We start from the raw sequence: 14822 nt of genomic DNA on the forward strand, positions 1-14822 counted from the left end.
CTCGCCCATGGGGGGAGGACGGCCTTGCCGCGTGTGGGCAGGCTCAGGCCTTGATGCGCTCGGCCTCCTTCTTGCGCTGGCGCGGCTTCTGCATTGAATAGACCAGGCCGAGCAGCACGAAGGCCGGGACGAACATCCACTCCTTCGGCGGCCGTTCGCCGGAAGGCAGCTCGATGGCGGTGATGGTGAAGCCTTGCTCAAGGCCCAGCCGCGCGGCCTGGCTGCCGAAGCGCACCGCGGCGATCTGCACGTCGTCGCCCAGCGCCATCACCGTGAGCCCCATCGCCGCCAAGCGTTCGCGGGCGTTGTCGGCGCGTTCACCCAGTGGCAGCAAGACGCCCTTGGAGATATCCCGGCCCTCCAGGCTCAGGCCCTCGACCCATACCCGCAGGTTGGCGTTGCGCGGCGCCTCCTCGACCAGGCGTGTGAGCTCGGTCGGCGGAATCTCCTCATACGGCGGATACAGCAAGTCCATCCAGAAGCCCGGACGGAACAAGGTGAAGGTGACCAGCAGCAGCAGCAGGGTCTCGTGGATGCGATTGCGGGCGATGAAGAAGCCCTGGGTCGCCGCCGCGAACATCATGCTCGCCACCGTCGCGGTGACGATCGTCAGGATGAGCTGGAAGGCCGAGGTGATGCCGATCAGCAGCAGCTGGGTGTTGAAGATGAACATGAAGGGCAGCACGGCGGTGCGCATGCTGTAGCCGAAGGCGGTGAGGCCGGTACGCATCGGATCGCTCTTGGCGATGCCCGCTGCCGCGTAGGATGCGAGGCCCACCGGTGGCGTGACGTCCGCCATCAGGCCGAAATAGAACACGAACATGTGCACCGCGATCAGCGGCACCAGCAGCCCGGACTGCGCACCCAGCTCGACGATCACCGGCGCCATCAGGGTCGACACCACGATGTAGTTCGCCGTGGTCGGCAGGCCCATGCCCAGCACGAGGCAGATCACCGCCACCAGCACCAGCATGATCATCAGGTTGCCGCCGGACAGGGTCTCGACCAGCTCGGTCATGGCCAGGCCGATGCCGGTCAGCGTCACCGTGCCGACGATGACGCCGGCCGTTGCGGTGGCGATGGCGATGCCGATCATGTTGCGCGCGCCGGTCACCAGCCCCGAGAACAGGTCGTGGAAGCCGAGGCGGGTCGCGGCGCCGAACTCGCCGGTGCCGCGGAACAGGGCGAACAGCGGGCGCTGGGTGACAAGGATGAACATCAGGAACAGCGTCGCCCAGAAGGCCGACAGCGCCGGAGACAGTTGCTCGACCATCAGGTTCCAGATCAGCGCCGCCACCGGCAGCAGGAAGTGCAGGCCGGATTTCAGCGTGGGACCGATCTCGGGCAGGTACTCCATCTTCTCGCCCGGCTTTTCGAGGTGAAGCTCGGGGTACTTCGCGCCATGGCGGACGATCAGGATGTAGGCGATCAGCATCAGCACGCCGACCACGATGAAGGCCGCGCCGCCGAAGAGGTCCTTGATCCAGCCGAAGCCCCAATAAACGATGGCAGACAGGATCACCAGGCCGGAGAAGGTCATCAGCGTGGTGATCACTGCCTTCTGCCAGGGCAGCGGTTCGCGCCGCGGCAGGCCCTGCAGGTCCATCTTCAGCGCCTCGAGGTGGACGATGTAGAACAGCGCGATGTAGGAGATCAGCGCCGGCAGGATGGCGTGCTTCATCACCTGGACGTAGGTGATCCCAACGTATTCGACCATCAGGAAGGCGGCCGCGCCCATCACCGGCGGCATGATCTGGCCGTTGACCGAGGAGGCCACCTCGACCGAGGCGGCCTTGTCGGCGCGGTAGCCCACGCTCTTCATCAGCGGGATGGTGAAGGTGCCGGTGGTGACCACGTTGGCGATCGACGAGCCCGAGATGAGGCCGGTGCTGGCCGACGCCACCACCGCCGCCTTGGCCGGGCCGCCGCGCATGTGGCCCAGCAGGGCGATCGCGGACTTGATGAAGTAGGCGCCGGCGCCGGCGGTCTCGAGCAGGGCGCCGAACAGCACGAACAGGAAGATGAAGCTGGTCGAGACGCCGACGGCGACGCCGAACACGCCTTCGGTGGTCAGCCACATGTGGCTCATGCCCTTCGACAGCGAGGCGCCGCGGTGGGCGATGACCTCCGGCATGTAGGGGCCGAAGAAGATGTAGATCAGGAACACCACCGCCAGGATCACCATCGGCAGGCCTAGCGCGCGGCGCGCGGCTTCCAGCAGCAGGGTGAGGCCGACGACGGCGACCGCCAGGTCGGTGTCGGTGGGCAGGCCCGGGCGGGTGGACAACTCGGCGTAGAACAGGAACAGATAGGCGGCGCAGAAGGCCGCCACTGCCGCCAGCACCCAGTCCTGGATCGGCACGTAGTCGTGTGGCGAGCGCTTGAGTGCCGGGTAGGCGGCGAAGGCGAGGAAGACCGCGAAGGCGAGGTGGATCGAACGCGCCTCGGTGTCGTTGAACACGAACATGCCGAGCGAGAAGGGGAGCGGTGAGGCGATCCAGAGCTGGAACAGCGACCACGCGAGTGCGACGATCAGCAGCACCTGCGCCGTCAGCCCGGTGGGCTTGCGTCCGCCGGTGTCGGCCTCGGCGACGATCTTCTGGAGTTCCTCGTCCGACAGCTCGAAGCTGTCTTTCTTTTCATTCGCGCGGGTCATGAGCAGCGCCTCTCAAGGTCGGAACGCAGACGAAAACGGCGGGGGGCTGATGGCCCGCCGCCGCTTTCGAAGACAGGAGCACCGGCATCCTTCCCGTGGGCGCCGGCCAGCGGATTACATCCAGCCCTTTTCCTTGTAGTACTTCACCGCGCCCTCATGCAAGGGGGCCGTGAGGCCATCCTTGATCATGTGCGCCGGGTCGAGATTGGCGAAGGCCGGGTGCAGCTTCTTGAAGTCCTCGAAGTTCTCGAATACCGCCTTGACCAGCGTATAGACGGTTTCGTCGGGCACCTTGGCCGAGGTCACGAAGCTGGCGACCACGCCGAAGGTCTCGGTGGGGTTGGGGTTACCCGCATACATGCCGCCGGGGATCTCGACCTTGGCGAAGTAGGGATGGTCCGCGACCAGCTTGTCCGCCGCCGCACCGGTCACCGGCACCAGTTGCGCGCCGCAGGTGGTGGTCGGATCCTGGATGTTCGCCGCCGGGTGGCCGACGACATAGGCGAAGCCGTCGATCTTGTTGTCGCACAGCGCCGCGCTGTGCTCGTCGGGGCGCAGCTCGGAGACGAGCGAGAAGTCGGAGGTCGACATGCCGAGCGCCGGCAGCAGCATGTCCATGGTCGCGCGCTGGCCGGACCCCGGGTTGCCGACGTTGAAGCGCTTGCCCTTGAAGTCTTCCATCTTGGTGATGTTGGCATCCTTGCGCGCAAGGATGGTCAGTGGCTCGGGGTGGAGCGAGAACACCGAACGCAGGTCCGCCACCGGGCCGCCATCGGCGAACTGGGCCTGACCCTTGATTGCATTGAACTGGACGTCGGACTGGGCCACGCCGAAGTCGAGCTCGCCGCCCTTGATGGTATTGACGTTGTACACCGAGCCACCGGTGCTCTCGACCGAACAGCGCAGGCCATGCTGGGCGCGGTCCTTGTTGATCAGCCGGCAGATCGCGCCGCCTGCCGCGTAATACACGCCGGTGACGCCTCCGGTGCCGATCGTGACGAACTTCTGCTGGGCCTGCGCCGGCGCGGCGCCGAGGGTACCGACGAGGGCGAAAGCGGCGGCGACTGCGGTCAGTTTCTTCATGAAATCCTCCTGGGATCGGATCAATAGGGGTAGGGGATTGGCGCAGCGTGAGTCCGAAGGCATCCCGCCTTGTGGGCGGCAAGCTCGATGCGCCTCGACATTCCATCAGGACCCCGAGCTTTGCACAAGCACGCCGTAGCCGCTACTCGGGTTTCCCCGCAAGCCGCATCCATGCGTGCTTTGGGGCGCGTTAGAATTCAGGCTGAATGTTCTGGATGAGGCTGCATGCAAGCAAATTCGAGTGAGGATCAGCCCACGGGCTGGATCGATGCCGGCGGGAAGCGTCACGCCGCCGCCGACGGCCAAGTGCGCATCGTCTCGCTGGTGCCCTCGCTGACGGAACTCCTCTTCGATCTCGGTGTGGGCGATCGTGTGGTCGGGCGCACCGGCTTCTGCGTCCATCCGCGCGAGGCCCTGCGCATCGTGCCCAAGGTCGGCGGCACCAAGGACGTGAAGCTCGACCGCATCCGTGAACTCGCCCCCACCCACGTGCTGGTCAACATGGACGAGAACCGGCGCGAGACGGTCGATGAACTGGCCGCCTTCGTGCCCCACATCGTCGTCACCCATCCCAACACGCCGCAGGACAACCTCGACCTGTTCGCGCTGCTCGGCGGCGTGTTCGGCGCCGAGGGCGCAGCGGCCCGGCTGGCCGACGACCTGCGCGCCGCGCTCGCCGAGGCGGCCGCGCTGCGCGCGACCCTGGCCGACGAACGCGTGCTCTACCTGATCTGGCGCGAGCCGTGGATGACCATCGCCCGCGACACCTACATCGCCGCCACGCTCGAAGCCGTCGGCTGGCGCACCCTGCCGGCAGTGGAAGGCGGCGAGACCGGCGCGGCGCGCTATCCCGCGTTCGACTGGGATGCACCCTGGCTGGCGAGCGTGGATCGTGTGCTGCTATCGACCGAGCCTTACCCCTTCCGCGAGTCCCATGTGGACGAGGTCGGCCGCCTCGCCGCGCGCCCCGCGCTGCTTGTCGATGGCGAGATGGTGTCGTGGTACGGCAGCCGGGCCGCGACGGGGCTGCGCTGGCTGTGCGCGCTGCGTCGTCAGCTCACAGGGCGTGCAGTGCGCTGAAGGATTCCGGGCTGAGGATGCGGAAGCGGTCGCGGATCTCGCGCTTGCGAGCCATGGCCAACAGTGCCCGGTCACGCGTCAGCAGGTGGCTGGCGTTCGCCTGCCAAGCGAGCTCGAGGAACTTCTGATCGTCCGGGTCCTTGCATGCTGGCAGCGCGACCTCGGTCGCGCTGGTGGGCAGGCAGTGCACGCGGTCGCGGTAATCGGCCAGCAGCGCTGCCTGCGCGGACCCGGTTTGGCCGAAGTGTGCGTAGCCCAGCACTGCGGCAAGCTCGGCGAGGGTGTCCTCACGGGCGAACAGGCTTGGCCGTGTCGACTCGATCCATCTCCGCAGGCCGTCGAGTACAGGATCGCGGAACATCCACAGCGCAAGCACGGTGTTGGTGTCCAGCACCAGGTGCAGGGGGGAATTTGCCTCCGCCCGGCTCGAGTCAGGGGCAGTGTTTTTCATTGTCGGACGCGGGTGAACGAAAAAGGGGAGGGTTCCCCCTCCCCCTGCTCAGCGCTCAGTGGCTCAGGCCGCTTGTTTGGCGTCGATGCGCAGTTTGACGAAGCTGCCCGGTGCGTCGTCCAGCACCTTGAGCTTGCCCTTGACGGGGTCGCGGGCTTCGGTCTGCTCGCTGTCGTGGGCGGTGACCCAGGCCTGCCAGTCGGTCCACCACGAGCCTGCGTGCTGCTGCGAGCCCTCGAGCCAGGCGTCGGCGGTGTCGGCGAGCTTGGCGGCGGGGTTGAGCCAGTAGCCGTACTTGTTGGCCGCCGGCGGGTTGACGATGCCGGCGATATGGCCGGAGCCGCCGAGCACGAAACGCACCGGGCCGCCGAAGCGGCGGGCGCCCATGTAGGTGCTCTTCCACGGCGCGATGTGGTCTTCGATCGTGGAGATGAAGTAGCACGGCACCTTGATCTTGCCGAGGTCGATCGGCGTGCCGTCGATCTCGATGCCGCCCGGCTCGATGAGGCGGTTCTCCATGTACATGGTGCGCAGGTAGAAGCTGTGCATCTTGGCCGGCATGCGCGTCGAGTCGGAGTTCCAGTACAGCAGGTCGAACGGGAACGGATCCTTGCCCATCAGGTAGTTGTTCACCACGAAGGACCAGATGAGGTCGTTGGCGCGCAACATATTGAAGGTACCGGCCATCTCCGAGCCTTCGAGGAAGCCGCGCTCGAACATCTTCTTCTCGAGGCTGGTGACCTGGCCCTCGTCGATGAACACGCCGAGCTCACCCGGGTCGGTGAAGTCGGTCATGGTGGTGAAGAAGGTGGCCGAGGCGATGCGCTTCTGGCGCTTGGCGGCGAGGTAGGCCAGCGTGGTGGCGAGCAGGGTGCCGCCCAGACAGTAGCCGGCGGCGTTGACTTCCTTCTCGCCGGTCTGCTTCTCGATGGCGTCGAGCGCGGCGACCACCCCATCCTTGACGTAGGCGTCGAAGCTCTTCTCGGCGAGTTTCTCGTCGGGGTTGACCCAGGAGATCACGAACACGGTGTGACCCTGGTCCACCGCCCACTTGATGTAGGAGTTCTTCTCGCGCAGGTCGAGGATGTAGAACTTGTTGATCCACGGCGGCACGATCAGCAGCGGCTTTTTCAGCACCGTGTCGGTGCTGGGCGTGTACTGCAGCAGCTGCATCATGTCGGTCTGGAACACGACCTTGCCCGGCGTGGTGGCGACGTTCTTGCCAAGCTCGAAGGCCGTGGTGTCGGTCATCTTGACGCGCAGGTTGCCGCCGCCGTCCTCGACGTCGCGCAGCAGGTTGTTGAGGCCTTTGAGCAGGTTCTGGCCGTGGCTCTTGACCGTCTCGCGGAAGACCTCGGGGTTGGTCATCGCGAAGTTGGACGGCGACAGCGCGTCGATGTACTGGCGGGTGTAGAAGTTGACCTTCTTTTGCGTCTGCTCGTCGAGGCCGTCGACACAGCACACGGTGTCATGGATGTGACGCGCGGCGATGAGGTAGGACTGCTTGATGAAGTCGAACAGGAAGTGCTGCTCCCATTCCTCGTCCTTGAAGCGCTTGTCGGACTTTTCGGGCGCGGCGATCGGCGCGGCGTTGAGGCCGGCGAAGCGCATCATCGAGTGCTGCCACAGCGAGAAGTAGTCCCACACCAGGTTCATCTGCGCCTGGGCGAGCTTGTAGGGGTTGGCGAGCAGTTTGGCCATCATGTCCATGAAGGCCTGGGCGATGCCGAGTTCGTCGGCCGGGGTCGACACGCCCTTCTTGAGCTGGCGCTGGACGTGGTCGCTGATCAGATGCGACGCGCGGCGCGCAACTTCGGCATAGGTCTTGGCGACTTCCTGCGGGTCGGGCAGGTCGGCGTTGGGGGTCTCGGTACTGGGTGCAGCCATGTTGTTTGGGCTCCTGATTTCGACGGGGCAGGCTTTAGCGGCAAGGGGTGAAACGGATCTGTCCGTTCGCATCGACCTCTCTCGAAAGCGCTCCCTGCCTTTCGAGATGGTTGAGGTGGGCGATGGCCTCCCCCATGGCGAACATGACCTGATGGGTATCGAGCTCGCGTGGGAACAAGGTCGCAAGCAGATCTCCCGCGCTCTTGGGCGTGTCGCATGCGGCAAGCAAGGCGGCACTGCGTTCGCGGTGATGCTCGACGAGTTGATCCACTCTCGCCCGGATACCCTTGAAAGGTTTACCGTGCGATGGTAGCACGAGCGTGTCTTCCGGTAATGCGCAGAGTGCCCGCAACGAGTCGAGAAACCAGCCCAAAGGGTCGTCATCGGGCGTGGCCGCATAGGCGCTGATGTTGGTGGAAATGCGCGGCAGCAGCATGTCGCCCGAGATCAGGATGCCCAGCTCGGCGCAGTACAGGCTGGCATGCTCGGGCGCGTGGCCATAGCCCACGATGACGCGCCAGCGCCGGCCGCCGATGTCCTGCTCATCGCCGGCGAACAGGCGATGGAAGGCCGCGGGCAGTTCCGGCGCGCCACGGCGATAGGCATTGCCGCGCGTGCGCAGGGATTCGAGCGGGGCGGGGTCCAGGCCGTGGCGGGCGAACTGGGCGACCATGTCGGCCACGCAATAGCCCGGCAACTGGTGCCAGATGGCCTGCGCGGCGAGGAATTCCCCCTGCGTCATGTGGATCGTGGCACCATCGCGCGCTGCGAGCCAGGTGGCGAGGCCGATGTGGTCGGGGTGGTGGTGGGTGACGATGACGCGCCGCAGCGGCCGGCCATCGGCATCGAGCACGGCCTGCCAGGCCTCACGCGTATCGGCCACGCCGTAACCGCAGTCGACCGCTACCAGGCGGTCGCCATCCTCGAGCAGCCACAGGTTGATGTGGTCGAGGGCGAAGGGCAGGCTCATGCGCAGCCAGCGGATGCCGGGGGCAATCTCGAGGTATTCGCCAGCGGCGGGAAGGTGCTCGAAGGGGTAGTGCAGTGCGGGCGACGCGGCTGGGATCTGTGTCATGGGGGCGTCCGTGCGGTATCGATGGGCGGGGTTGGCGAGAAGGATTGGGGAAGAGGGGCGGATGGCCGGATCGCAGCGCGGTGTCCGCGTTGAAGAAAGGCCTGAAATCTGCTTAACTTTTGCTCAAATTTTGTGCAACAGGCTGACAAAGCACTGCTTCAGGGGCGAACGTCGCGCATTCTTGCGCTTCGTCCCGCTTAAATGACCATGGTTGACGACGAAACCTACACCATTACCGAACTTGCCCGCGAGTTCGACATCACCGCGCGCGCGATCCGCTTCTACGAGGACCAGGGCTTGCTGACCCCGGCCCGTGCGGGACGTGCGCGGGTGTACACCAAGGCCGACCGCACGCGCCTCAAGCTCACGCTGCGCGGCAAGCGCCTCGGCCTGTCACTGGCCGAGATCCGCGAGCTGCTCGACATGTACGGCGGCGTGCGCAACTCCGCGACCCAGTTGCAGCGTTTTCTCAAGGTGCTTGCGGTGCGTCGTGCGGCGATGGAGCAGCAGCGCAAGGACATCGAGGCGGTGCTTGACGAGATCGACATGCTCGAGCAGCAGTGCCAGGCCCTGCTTGGCGACAACGCCGAGGGGGCGGCCGCAGCGCGCGCCGAGCTGGCCCGCCGTATCGACCGCGCCAGCGTGAGCTGAAGGGCTCACGCTCATTTTTGGTTCTCGACTTACGTTGACGTTAACGTAAAATAACGCAAAATATAAGGCAAGGAGAGAGACGCATGCGCCCGGAGATGCCGCAATTCCAGCCCAAGGACCCCGCCTACGCCGAGCGCGTGCGGGCCAGCTTTGGCCTGCAGCAGGCAATGCAACTGATCGGTGCCGAGCTGGCCGTGGTCGAGCCCGGCTACACCGAGATCCACCTCGCCAACAAGCCCGGCATCACCCAGCAGCACGGCTTCATCCACGGCGGCGTGGTCGGCATGATCGCCGACTCGGCGGCCGGTTACGCGGCCAACACCCTGACGCCCGCGGACACCAGCGTGCTCACCGTGGAATACAAGATGAACCTGGTCGCGCCGGCCGATGGCGACCGCCTGGTGGCGCGCGGCGAGGTGGTCAAGCCGGGACGCACGCTGATCATCACCAGGGCCGAGGTGTTTGCCATTCGCGACGAAAAATGGACCTTGTGCGCGCTGATGCAGCAGACCATCATGGCCATGCAGGGCCGCAAGGAACGCGCGGGCTGATGCCGCGCGCCCAACGAGTTCGGGGTGGGCTGGCCGTTGTCCGCGCCGTCCGCCATTGCCGCGAGGTGTGACATGACGATCCGATTGCGTACGCTCGGTGCCGACGACGTGGCAGAACTCAGCCACGTGCGTCAGTTCTTCCGCCACTATGCGGCCTGGCTCGGGGTGGACCTCAGCTACCAGGGCTTCGCCGACGAAGTGGCCAACTTGCCCGGCGCTTACGGCGAAGCCGATGGCCGGCTGTTCTATGCCGAATACGAGGGCCGCCCGGCTGGTTGCGTGGGAATCCGCCGCTTTTCGGAAGGCGTGTGCGAGATGAAGCGGCTCTACGTCGACCCCGATGCGCGCGGGCACGGCCTGGGGCGACAGCTCGCGCTGGCCGCGATCAGAGCCGCGCAGCAGCTCGGCTACCGCCGCATCCTGCTCGACACCCTGCCTGCGATGCGCATTGCGGTGAAGCTGTACCGCGAGCTCGGCTTCACCGAGGCGCCGGCGTATTACCCGAGCCCGGTCGAGGGCACGATGTTCCTCACCCTCGACTTGTCGCAGTGGTCGGAGGAGGCGGTCAGCAACGAGAACCTGTTCCACCTGTTCGACTACAACCAGGCGTGGTCGCGCCAGATGCAGCAGATCGACCCCGGCTTCTTCGAGAAGCTGTCGCACCTGCAGAGTCCGGAGTACCTGTGGATCGGCTGCTCCGATTCGCGCGTGCCGGCCAACCAGATCGTCGGCCTGCTGCCGGGCGAGGTCTTCGTGCATCGCAACGTGGCCAACGTGGTGGTGCACACCGACCTCAACTGCCTCGCCGTCGTCCAGTACGCGGTGGATGTGCTCAAGGTCAAGCACATCATGGTCGTCGGCCACTACGGCTGCGGCGGCGTCAAGGCGGCGCTTGAGCGTGCCCGCGTCGGCCTCGTCGATCTGTGGCTGCGCCACGTGCAGGACGTGCATGTGCGCCACCTGCAGGCGGTCGATACGCTGCCGCCCGAGCTGCGCCACGACCGCCTGTGCGAGCTCAACGTCATCGAACAGGTGGCCAACGTGGCCCAGACCGTGGTCGTGCAGGACGCCTGGCGACGCGGTCAGCCGCTCACCGTGCATGGCTGGATCTATGGCCTGAAGGATGGCCTGATCCGCGACCTGGGAGTGAACGTCAGCCGCAGTGAAGACCTCATGCCGCGCTATGCCGCGGCGCTTGAAGCGCTCGGGCCCTGAGCGCAGCCAACAACACCGATTCAACAGGAGAACCGCATGTCCGATCCCATCGTCATCGTTTCCGTCGCCCGCACGCCGCTGGGCGGCTTCCAGGGCGATCTGTCCAGCCTCACCACGCCGCAACTCGGCGCCATCGCCATCAGGTCGGCGGTGGAGCGCGCGCGCCTTAAGCCCGAGCAGGTCGAAGAAGTCATCATGGGCTGCGTGCTGCCCGCCGGCCTCGGCCAGGCGCCCGCACGCCAGGCCGCGCTCGGCGCCGGCCTGCCGCTGTCGGCCGGCTGCACCACGATCAACAAGGTGTGCGGTTCGGGCATGAAGGCCACCATGCTGGCGCACGACCTGCTGCTGGCCGGCAGCAACGAGATCATGGTCGCCGGCGGCATGGAGTCGATGTCCAACGCGCCCTACCTGCTGCCCAAGGCGCGCGCCGGCTACCGCCTCGGCCACGGCCAGATGTTCGACCACATGTTCCTCGACGGCCTGGAAGACAGCTACTCGAAGGAGAACAAGGGCCGCCTGATGGGCACCTTCGCCGAGGACTGCGCCGGCCACTTCAACTTCACCCGCAGCGCGCAGGACGAGTTCGCGATCGCCTCGACCACCCGCGCGCAGGCCGCGATCAACAACGGCGACTTCACCTGGGAAGTGACCCCGGTCACCGTGTCGGGCCGCAAGGGCGATGTGGTCGTCGACAAGGATGAACAGCCGCTGAAGGCGCAGATCGACAAGATCGCCTCGCTCAAGCCCGCGTTCCGCAAGGACGGCACCGTCACCCCGGCCAATTCGAGCTCCATTTCGGATGGCGCCGCCGCGCTGGTGCTGATGCGCAAGTCCACCGCCGACAAGCTCGGCCTCAAGCCTGTCGCCACCATCGTCGGTCACGCCACCCACGCGCAGGAGCCGGCGCTGTTCACCACCGCCCCGGTGGGCGCGATGCAGAAGCTGCTGGCCAAGGCCGGCTGGACCACCGACGACGTCGACCTGTGGGAGATCAACGAGGCCTTCGCGGTCGTCACCATGGCGGCGATGCACGAGATGAAGCTGCCGCACGACAAGGTCAACGTCAATGGCGGCGCCTGCGCGCTCGGCCACCCGATCGGCGCCTCGGGCGCGCGCATCCTGGTCACGCTGATCGGCGCGCTGCGCAAGCGCGGCCTCAAGCGTGGCGTGGCCAGCCTGTGTATCGGTGGCGGCGAGGCCACGGCGATGGCGATCGAGGTCGATTCCTCGGTGGCCTGCGGCTGAATCTGATCGAAAGCTTCGGGGCCGCTCACGAGGCGGCCCCGTCATGCCCTCAGCAAGGACTTCTACAAGGACAGCAGTGCAATGATTCTGACCCAGGAACAGGAACTCATCCGCGACTCGATGCGCGCCTTCGCGCAGGAGCGCCTGGCCCCCTTCGCCGCCGAATGGGACCGCAACCACACCTTCCCGCGCGAAGCGCTGAACGAACTCGCCGAACTCGGCGCGCTCGGCATGGTGGTGCCCGAAGAGTGGGGCGGCGCCGGCATGGACTACATGAGCCTGGTGCTGACGCTGGAAGAAATCGCCGCCGGCGACGGCGCCACCTCGACCATCGTCAGCGTGCAGAACTCGCTGCCCTGCGGCATCCTCAACCGCTTCGGCAGCGACGCGCAGAAGGAAGCCTGGCTGAAGCCGCTCGCGCGCGGCGAGAAGCTCGGCTGCTTCTGCCTCACCGAGCCGCACGTGGGCTCGGACGCCGCCGCGATCCGCACCACCGCGGTCCGCGACGGTGAGGAATGGGTGCTCAACGGCGTCAAGCAGTTCATCACCACCGGCAAGCATGCCGACGTCGCCATCGTGTTCGCGGTGACCGACAAGGCCGCCGGCAAGAAGGGCATCACCTGCTTCCTGGTGCCTGCGAGCGCGCCCGGCTACCAGGTCGGCCGCATCGAGGAGAAGATGGGCCAGAAGGCTTCCGACACCACCCAGATCCTGTTCGAGGACTGCCGCATCCCGGCCGACTCGGTGGTCGGCAAGGAAGGCGAGGGCTACAAGATCGCGCTGTCGAACCTCGAGGCCGGCCGCATCGGCATCGCCGCGCAGTGCCTGGGCATGGCGCGTGCCGCGCTGGAAGCGGCGGTCAAGTACGCGCAGGAGCGCGAGAGTTTCGGCAAGCCGATCTTCGAGCACCAGGCGGTGAACTTCCGCCTCGCCGACATGGCGACTCAGCTCGAAGCCGCGCGCCAGCTCGTGTGGCACGCCGCCAGCCTCAAGGACGCCGGCCGTCCCTGCCTCAAGGAAGCCTCGATGGCCAAGCTGTTCGCCTCCGAGATGGCCGAGCGCGTGTGCTCGGACGCAATCCAGGTGCATGGCGGCTACGGCTACGTCACCGACTTCCCGGTCGAGCGCATTTACCGCGACGTGCGCGTGTGCCAGATCTACGAAGGCGCGAGCGACATCCAGAAGCTGGTGATCGGGCGGGCACTGGCGGGCTGATCCTCCGCAGCGAGTTGTCGCGGGTGCAGCGCGGCCGGTCTTTCCCGCAAGGGGAGGCCGGCCGCGCCGTTTGCGGTGTGGCGTCGATCGCCGAGGGCTTTTCGGTTACATTCCTCCCGATGCGCTATGCAAGCGCCGTGCGGGCGGCGCGACACCCAGGGGCATGGTCATTTCGCGCAACTTCTCCTTCCTCGCCGAGCACGATCCGGTCTTCCTGCAACTGGCGTCCACTGCCGAGCAGGTCTTCGCCGCCGACCCCAACACCACCCTGATCAAGCTGCGCCAGCTCGGCGAGGCCATCGCGCAGGACCTCGCCGCCCGCGTCCGCCTCGGCGGCCGGCTGGAGACCGTGCTCGAAACCTTCGCCGATGCGCTGTGGCCGTCGGCGGCGTGAAGCGCGGCGCTTGTCTGCGCGCATGAGCCGAATCGACTGCTTATTCGGCTCATTAAGCGATATTAAATGAGCCGAATAATGCTAGCATTCGGCTCATCTGTATTCTTTGCAAGGCCCTGATGCCGCGCTGGATCTGGCAACACCCCGACTGGCCGCACTTCACCTGGCAGACCGAGGCACTGGCACCGCTGCTGCGCCAGGTCACGCTCGCCCAGGGGGTGCTGCTCGGTCGCGCCCTGGGCTCCGAGCCGGAACTGCGCGCGGAATTCACCCTCGATGCGCTGCTGCAGAACATCATCGACTCCAGCGCCATCGAAGGCGAAACGCTCAATGTCGGCTCGGTGCGCTCCAGCATCGCCCGCCGGCTGGGTTTGGCGGGCAGCGACAGCGCACCGGCGGAGCCGCGCGCGGAGGGCCTCGCGCAGATCATGTTGGACGCCACGACCAAGCTCGATGCGCCGCTGACCGAATCGCGCCTGCTGCAATGGCACGCCTGGCTTTTCGCCGGCGAAGATGGCGCGCTCGAAGGCTTTCTCGGCCGCCGTATCCGCGTTGGCGACTGGCGCGGACCCGACGCCATGCAGGTCGTGTCCGGCCGCATTGATCGCCCCACCGTGCATTTCGAGGCGCCGCCACGGGAAGGGCTGGAGGCGCGCGTCGCCGGGTTCGTGGCCTGGTTCAACGCCAGCCAGACCGATGTCACGCTCGACCCCTTGCTGCGCGCGGCGCTGGCGCATTTCTGGTTCGTCACCCTCCACCCCTTCGACGACGGCAACGGCCGCATCACCCGCGCGCTCACCGATCTCGCGCTGGCGCAGGGCGAGCGGCAGAGCATCCGTTTCTACGCCATGTCGGCTGCGATCCTTGCGGACCGCAAGGGCTATTACGCTCAACTCGAAACCGCCCAGAAGATGCATGCAGCGCCTGCGCCGATGGATCTGACGCCGTGGCTGCACTGGTTCCTCGGCACGCTGCTGCGCGCCATCGAGTCGGCCTCGGCGCAGATCGACCGCGTGCTCGCCAAGAGCCGCTTCTGGCATCGCCACCGCGAGCAGGTCGCGAGCCCGGAGCAGGTCAAGGTGCTCAATCGCCTGCTCGACGGCGACCAGCCCGGGCGGGGCGGGTTCGAGCGCGGCATCAGCGCCGCGCAATATCAGGCCGTCGCCAAGGTCTCCAAGGCCACAGCCACCCGTCATCTGGCCGATCTCGTCGCCAAGGGCTGCCTGGACAAGCTGCCCGGCGGCGGTCGCTCGACCCGCTATCAGATCCATTGGCCGGCGACGGGCGATGTCTAGCAAGTGCAACTCAAGGCCCGAAGT

At 66.5% G+C, this 14822-nt stretch carries 13 protein-coding genes; 8 read left to right on the plus strand and 5 right to left on the minus strand.

Annotated elements, in window-relative coordinates; all coding sequences use genetic code 11:
• Positions 1-43 precede the first annotated feature (43 nt).
• Together PLC66_RS00380 and PLC66_RS00385 are read right to left on the minus strand one after the other, a co-directional pair.
• Positions 44-2656 carry a TRAP transporter permease gene (locus PLC66_RS00380; RefSeq protein WP_324536762.1) on the minus strand — a complete coding sequence of 871 codons (2613 nt, stop codon included), beginning with the start codon at positions 2654-2656 and terminating at the stop codon, positions 44-46.
• A 114-nt stretch (positions 2657-2770) separates the two neighbouring features.
• Complete coding sequence (locus PLC66_RS00385) at positions 2771-3739, minus strand: TAXI family TRAP transporter solute-binding subunit (RefSeq protein WP_324536764.1); 969 nt, start codon at positions 3737-3739, stop codon at positions 2771-2773.
• A gap of 225 nt (positions 3740-3964) precedes the next feature.
• On the opposite strand from PLC66_RS00385, the gene PLC66_RS00390 reads away from it, so the two are divergent.
• The gene (locus tag PLC66_RS00390; protein WP_324536766.1) at positions 3965-4819 is read left to right on the plus strand and encodes a helical backbone metal receptor; all 855 of its coding nucleotides are present in this window, start codon (positions 3965-3967) and stop codon (positions 4817-4819) included.
• Here the strand turns inward: PLC66_RS00390 and PLC66_RS00395 are convergent.
• From PLC66_RS00395 to PLC66_RS00405, 3 genes are all read right to left on the minus strand, one after another.
• Entirely contained in the window at positions 4797-5270 is a 474-nt protein-coding gene (locus PLC66_RS00395; protein ID WP_324536768.1) for a PIN domain-containing protein, read from the minus strand. The two genes, PLC66_RS00390 and PLC66_RS00395, sit on opposite strands and share 23 nt — an antisense overlap.
• Positions 5271-5333: 63 nt before the next feature.
• Positions 5334-7157 carry a class I poly(R)-hydroxyalkanoic acid synthase gene (gene phaC, locus PLC66_RS00400; protein ID WP_324536770.1) on the minus strand — a complete coding sequence of 608 codons (1824 nt, stop codon included), beginning with the start codon at positions 7155-7157 and terminating at the stop codon, positions 5334-5336.
• A 34-nt stretch (positions 7158-7191) separates the two neighbouring features.
• Positions 7192-8232, minus strand: a complete 1041-nt coding sequence (locus PLC66_RS00405; RefSeq protein WP_324536772.1) for an MBL fold metallo-hydrolase — start codon at positions 8230-8232, stop codon at positions 7192-7194.
• A 207-nt stretch (positions 8233-8439) separates the two neighbouring features.
• On the opposite strand from PLC66_RS00405, the gene PLC66_RS00410 reads away from it, so the two are divergent.
• The 7 genes from PLC66_RS00410 to PLC66_RS00440 all read left to right on the plus strand — a co-directional run bounded on the left by PLC66_RS00410 (position 8440) and on the right by PLC66_RS00440 (position 14798).
• On the plus strand, positions 8440-8883 hold the full coding sequence (locus PLC66_RS00410; protein ID WP_324536774.1) for a MerR family transcriptional regulator: 444 nt from the start codon (positions 8440-8442) through the stop codon (positions 8881-8883).
• Between the two features lie 83 nt (positions 8884-8966).
• Positions 8967-9434 (plus strand): PaaI family thioesterase, encoded by a 468-nt coding sequence (locus PLC66_RS00415; RefSeq protein ID WP_324536776.1) that lies wholly within the window; start codon positions 8967-8969, stop codon positions 9432-9434.
• 72 nt (positions 9435-9506) lie between these two features.
• Positions 9507-10649 carry a carbonate dehydratase gene (can, locus tag PLC66_RS00420; protein WP_324536778.1) on the plus strand — a complete coding sequence of 381 codons (1143 nt, stop codon included), beginning with the start codon at positions 9507-9509 and terminating at the stop codon, positions 10647-10649.
• 36 nt (positions 10650-10685) lie between these two features.
• On the plus strand, positions 10686-11894 hold the full coding sequence (locus PLC66_RS00425; protein ID WP_324536780.1) for an acetyl-CoA C-acetyltransferase: 1209 nt from the start codon (positions 10686-10688) through the stop codon (positions 11892-11894).
• A gap of 81 nt (positions 11895-11975) precedes the next feature.
• Positions 11976-13109, plus strand: coding sequence for an acyl-CoA dehydrogenase (locus tag PLC66_RS00430; protein WP_324536782.1), 1134 nt, complete (start codon positions 11976-11978; stop codon positions 13107-13109).
• A 163-nt stretch (positions 13110-13272) separates the two neighbouring features.
• On the plus strand, positions 13273-13503 hold the full coding sequence (locus tag PLC66_RS00435; RefSeq protein ID WP_324536784.1) for a hypothetical protein: 231 nt from the start codon (positions 13273-13275) through the stop codon (positions 13501-13503).
• Positions 13504-13622: 119 nt separating this feature from the next.
• Entirely contained in the window at positions 13623-14798 is a 1176-nt protein-coding gene (locus PLC66_RS00440; RefSeq protein WP_324536785.1) for a Fic family protein, read from the plus strand.
• Positions 14799-14822: the final 24 nt, after the last annotated feature.

Origin of the sequence: Thauera sp. (assembly GCF_035444905.1) — a bacterium.
Taxonomy (GTDB): domain Bacteria; phylum Pseudomonadota; class Gammaproteobacteria; order Burkholderiales; family Rhodocyclaceae; genus Thauera.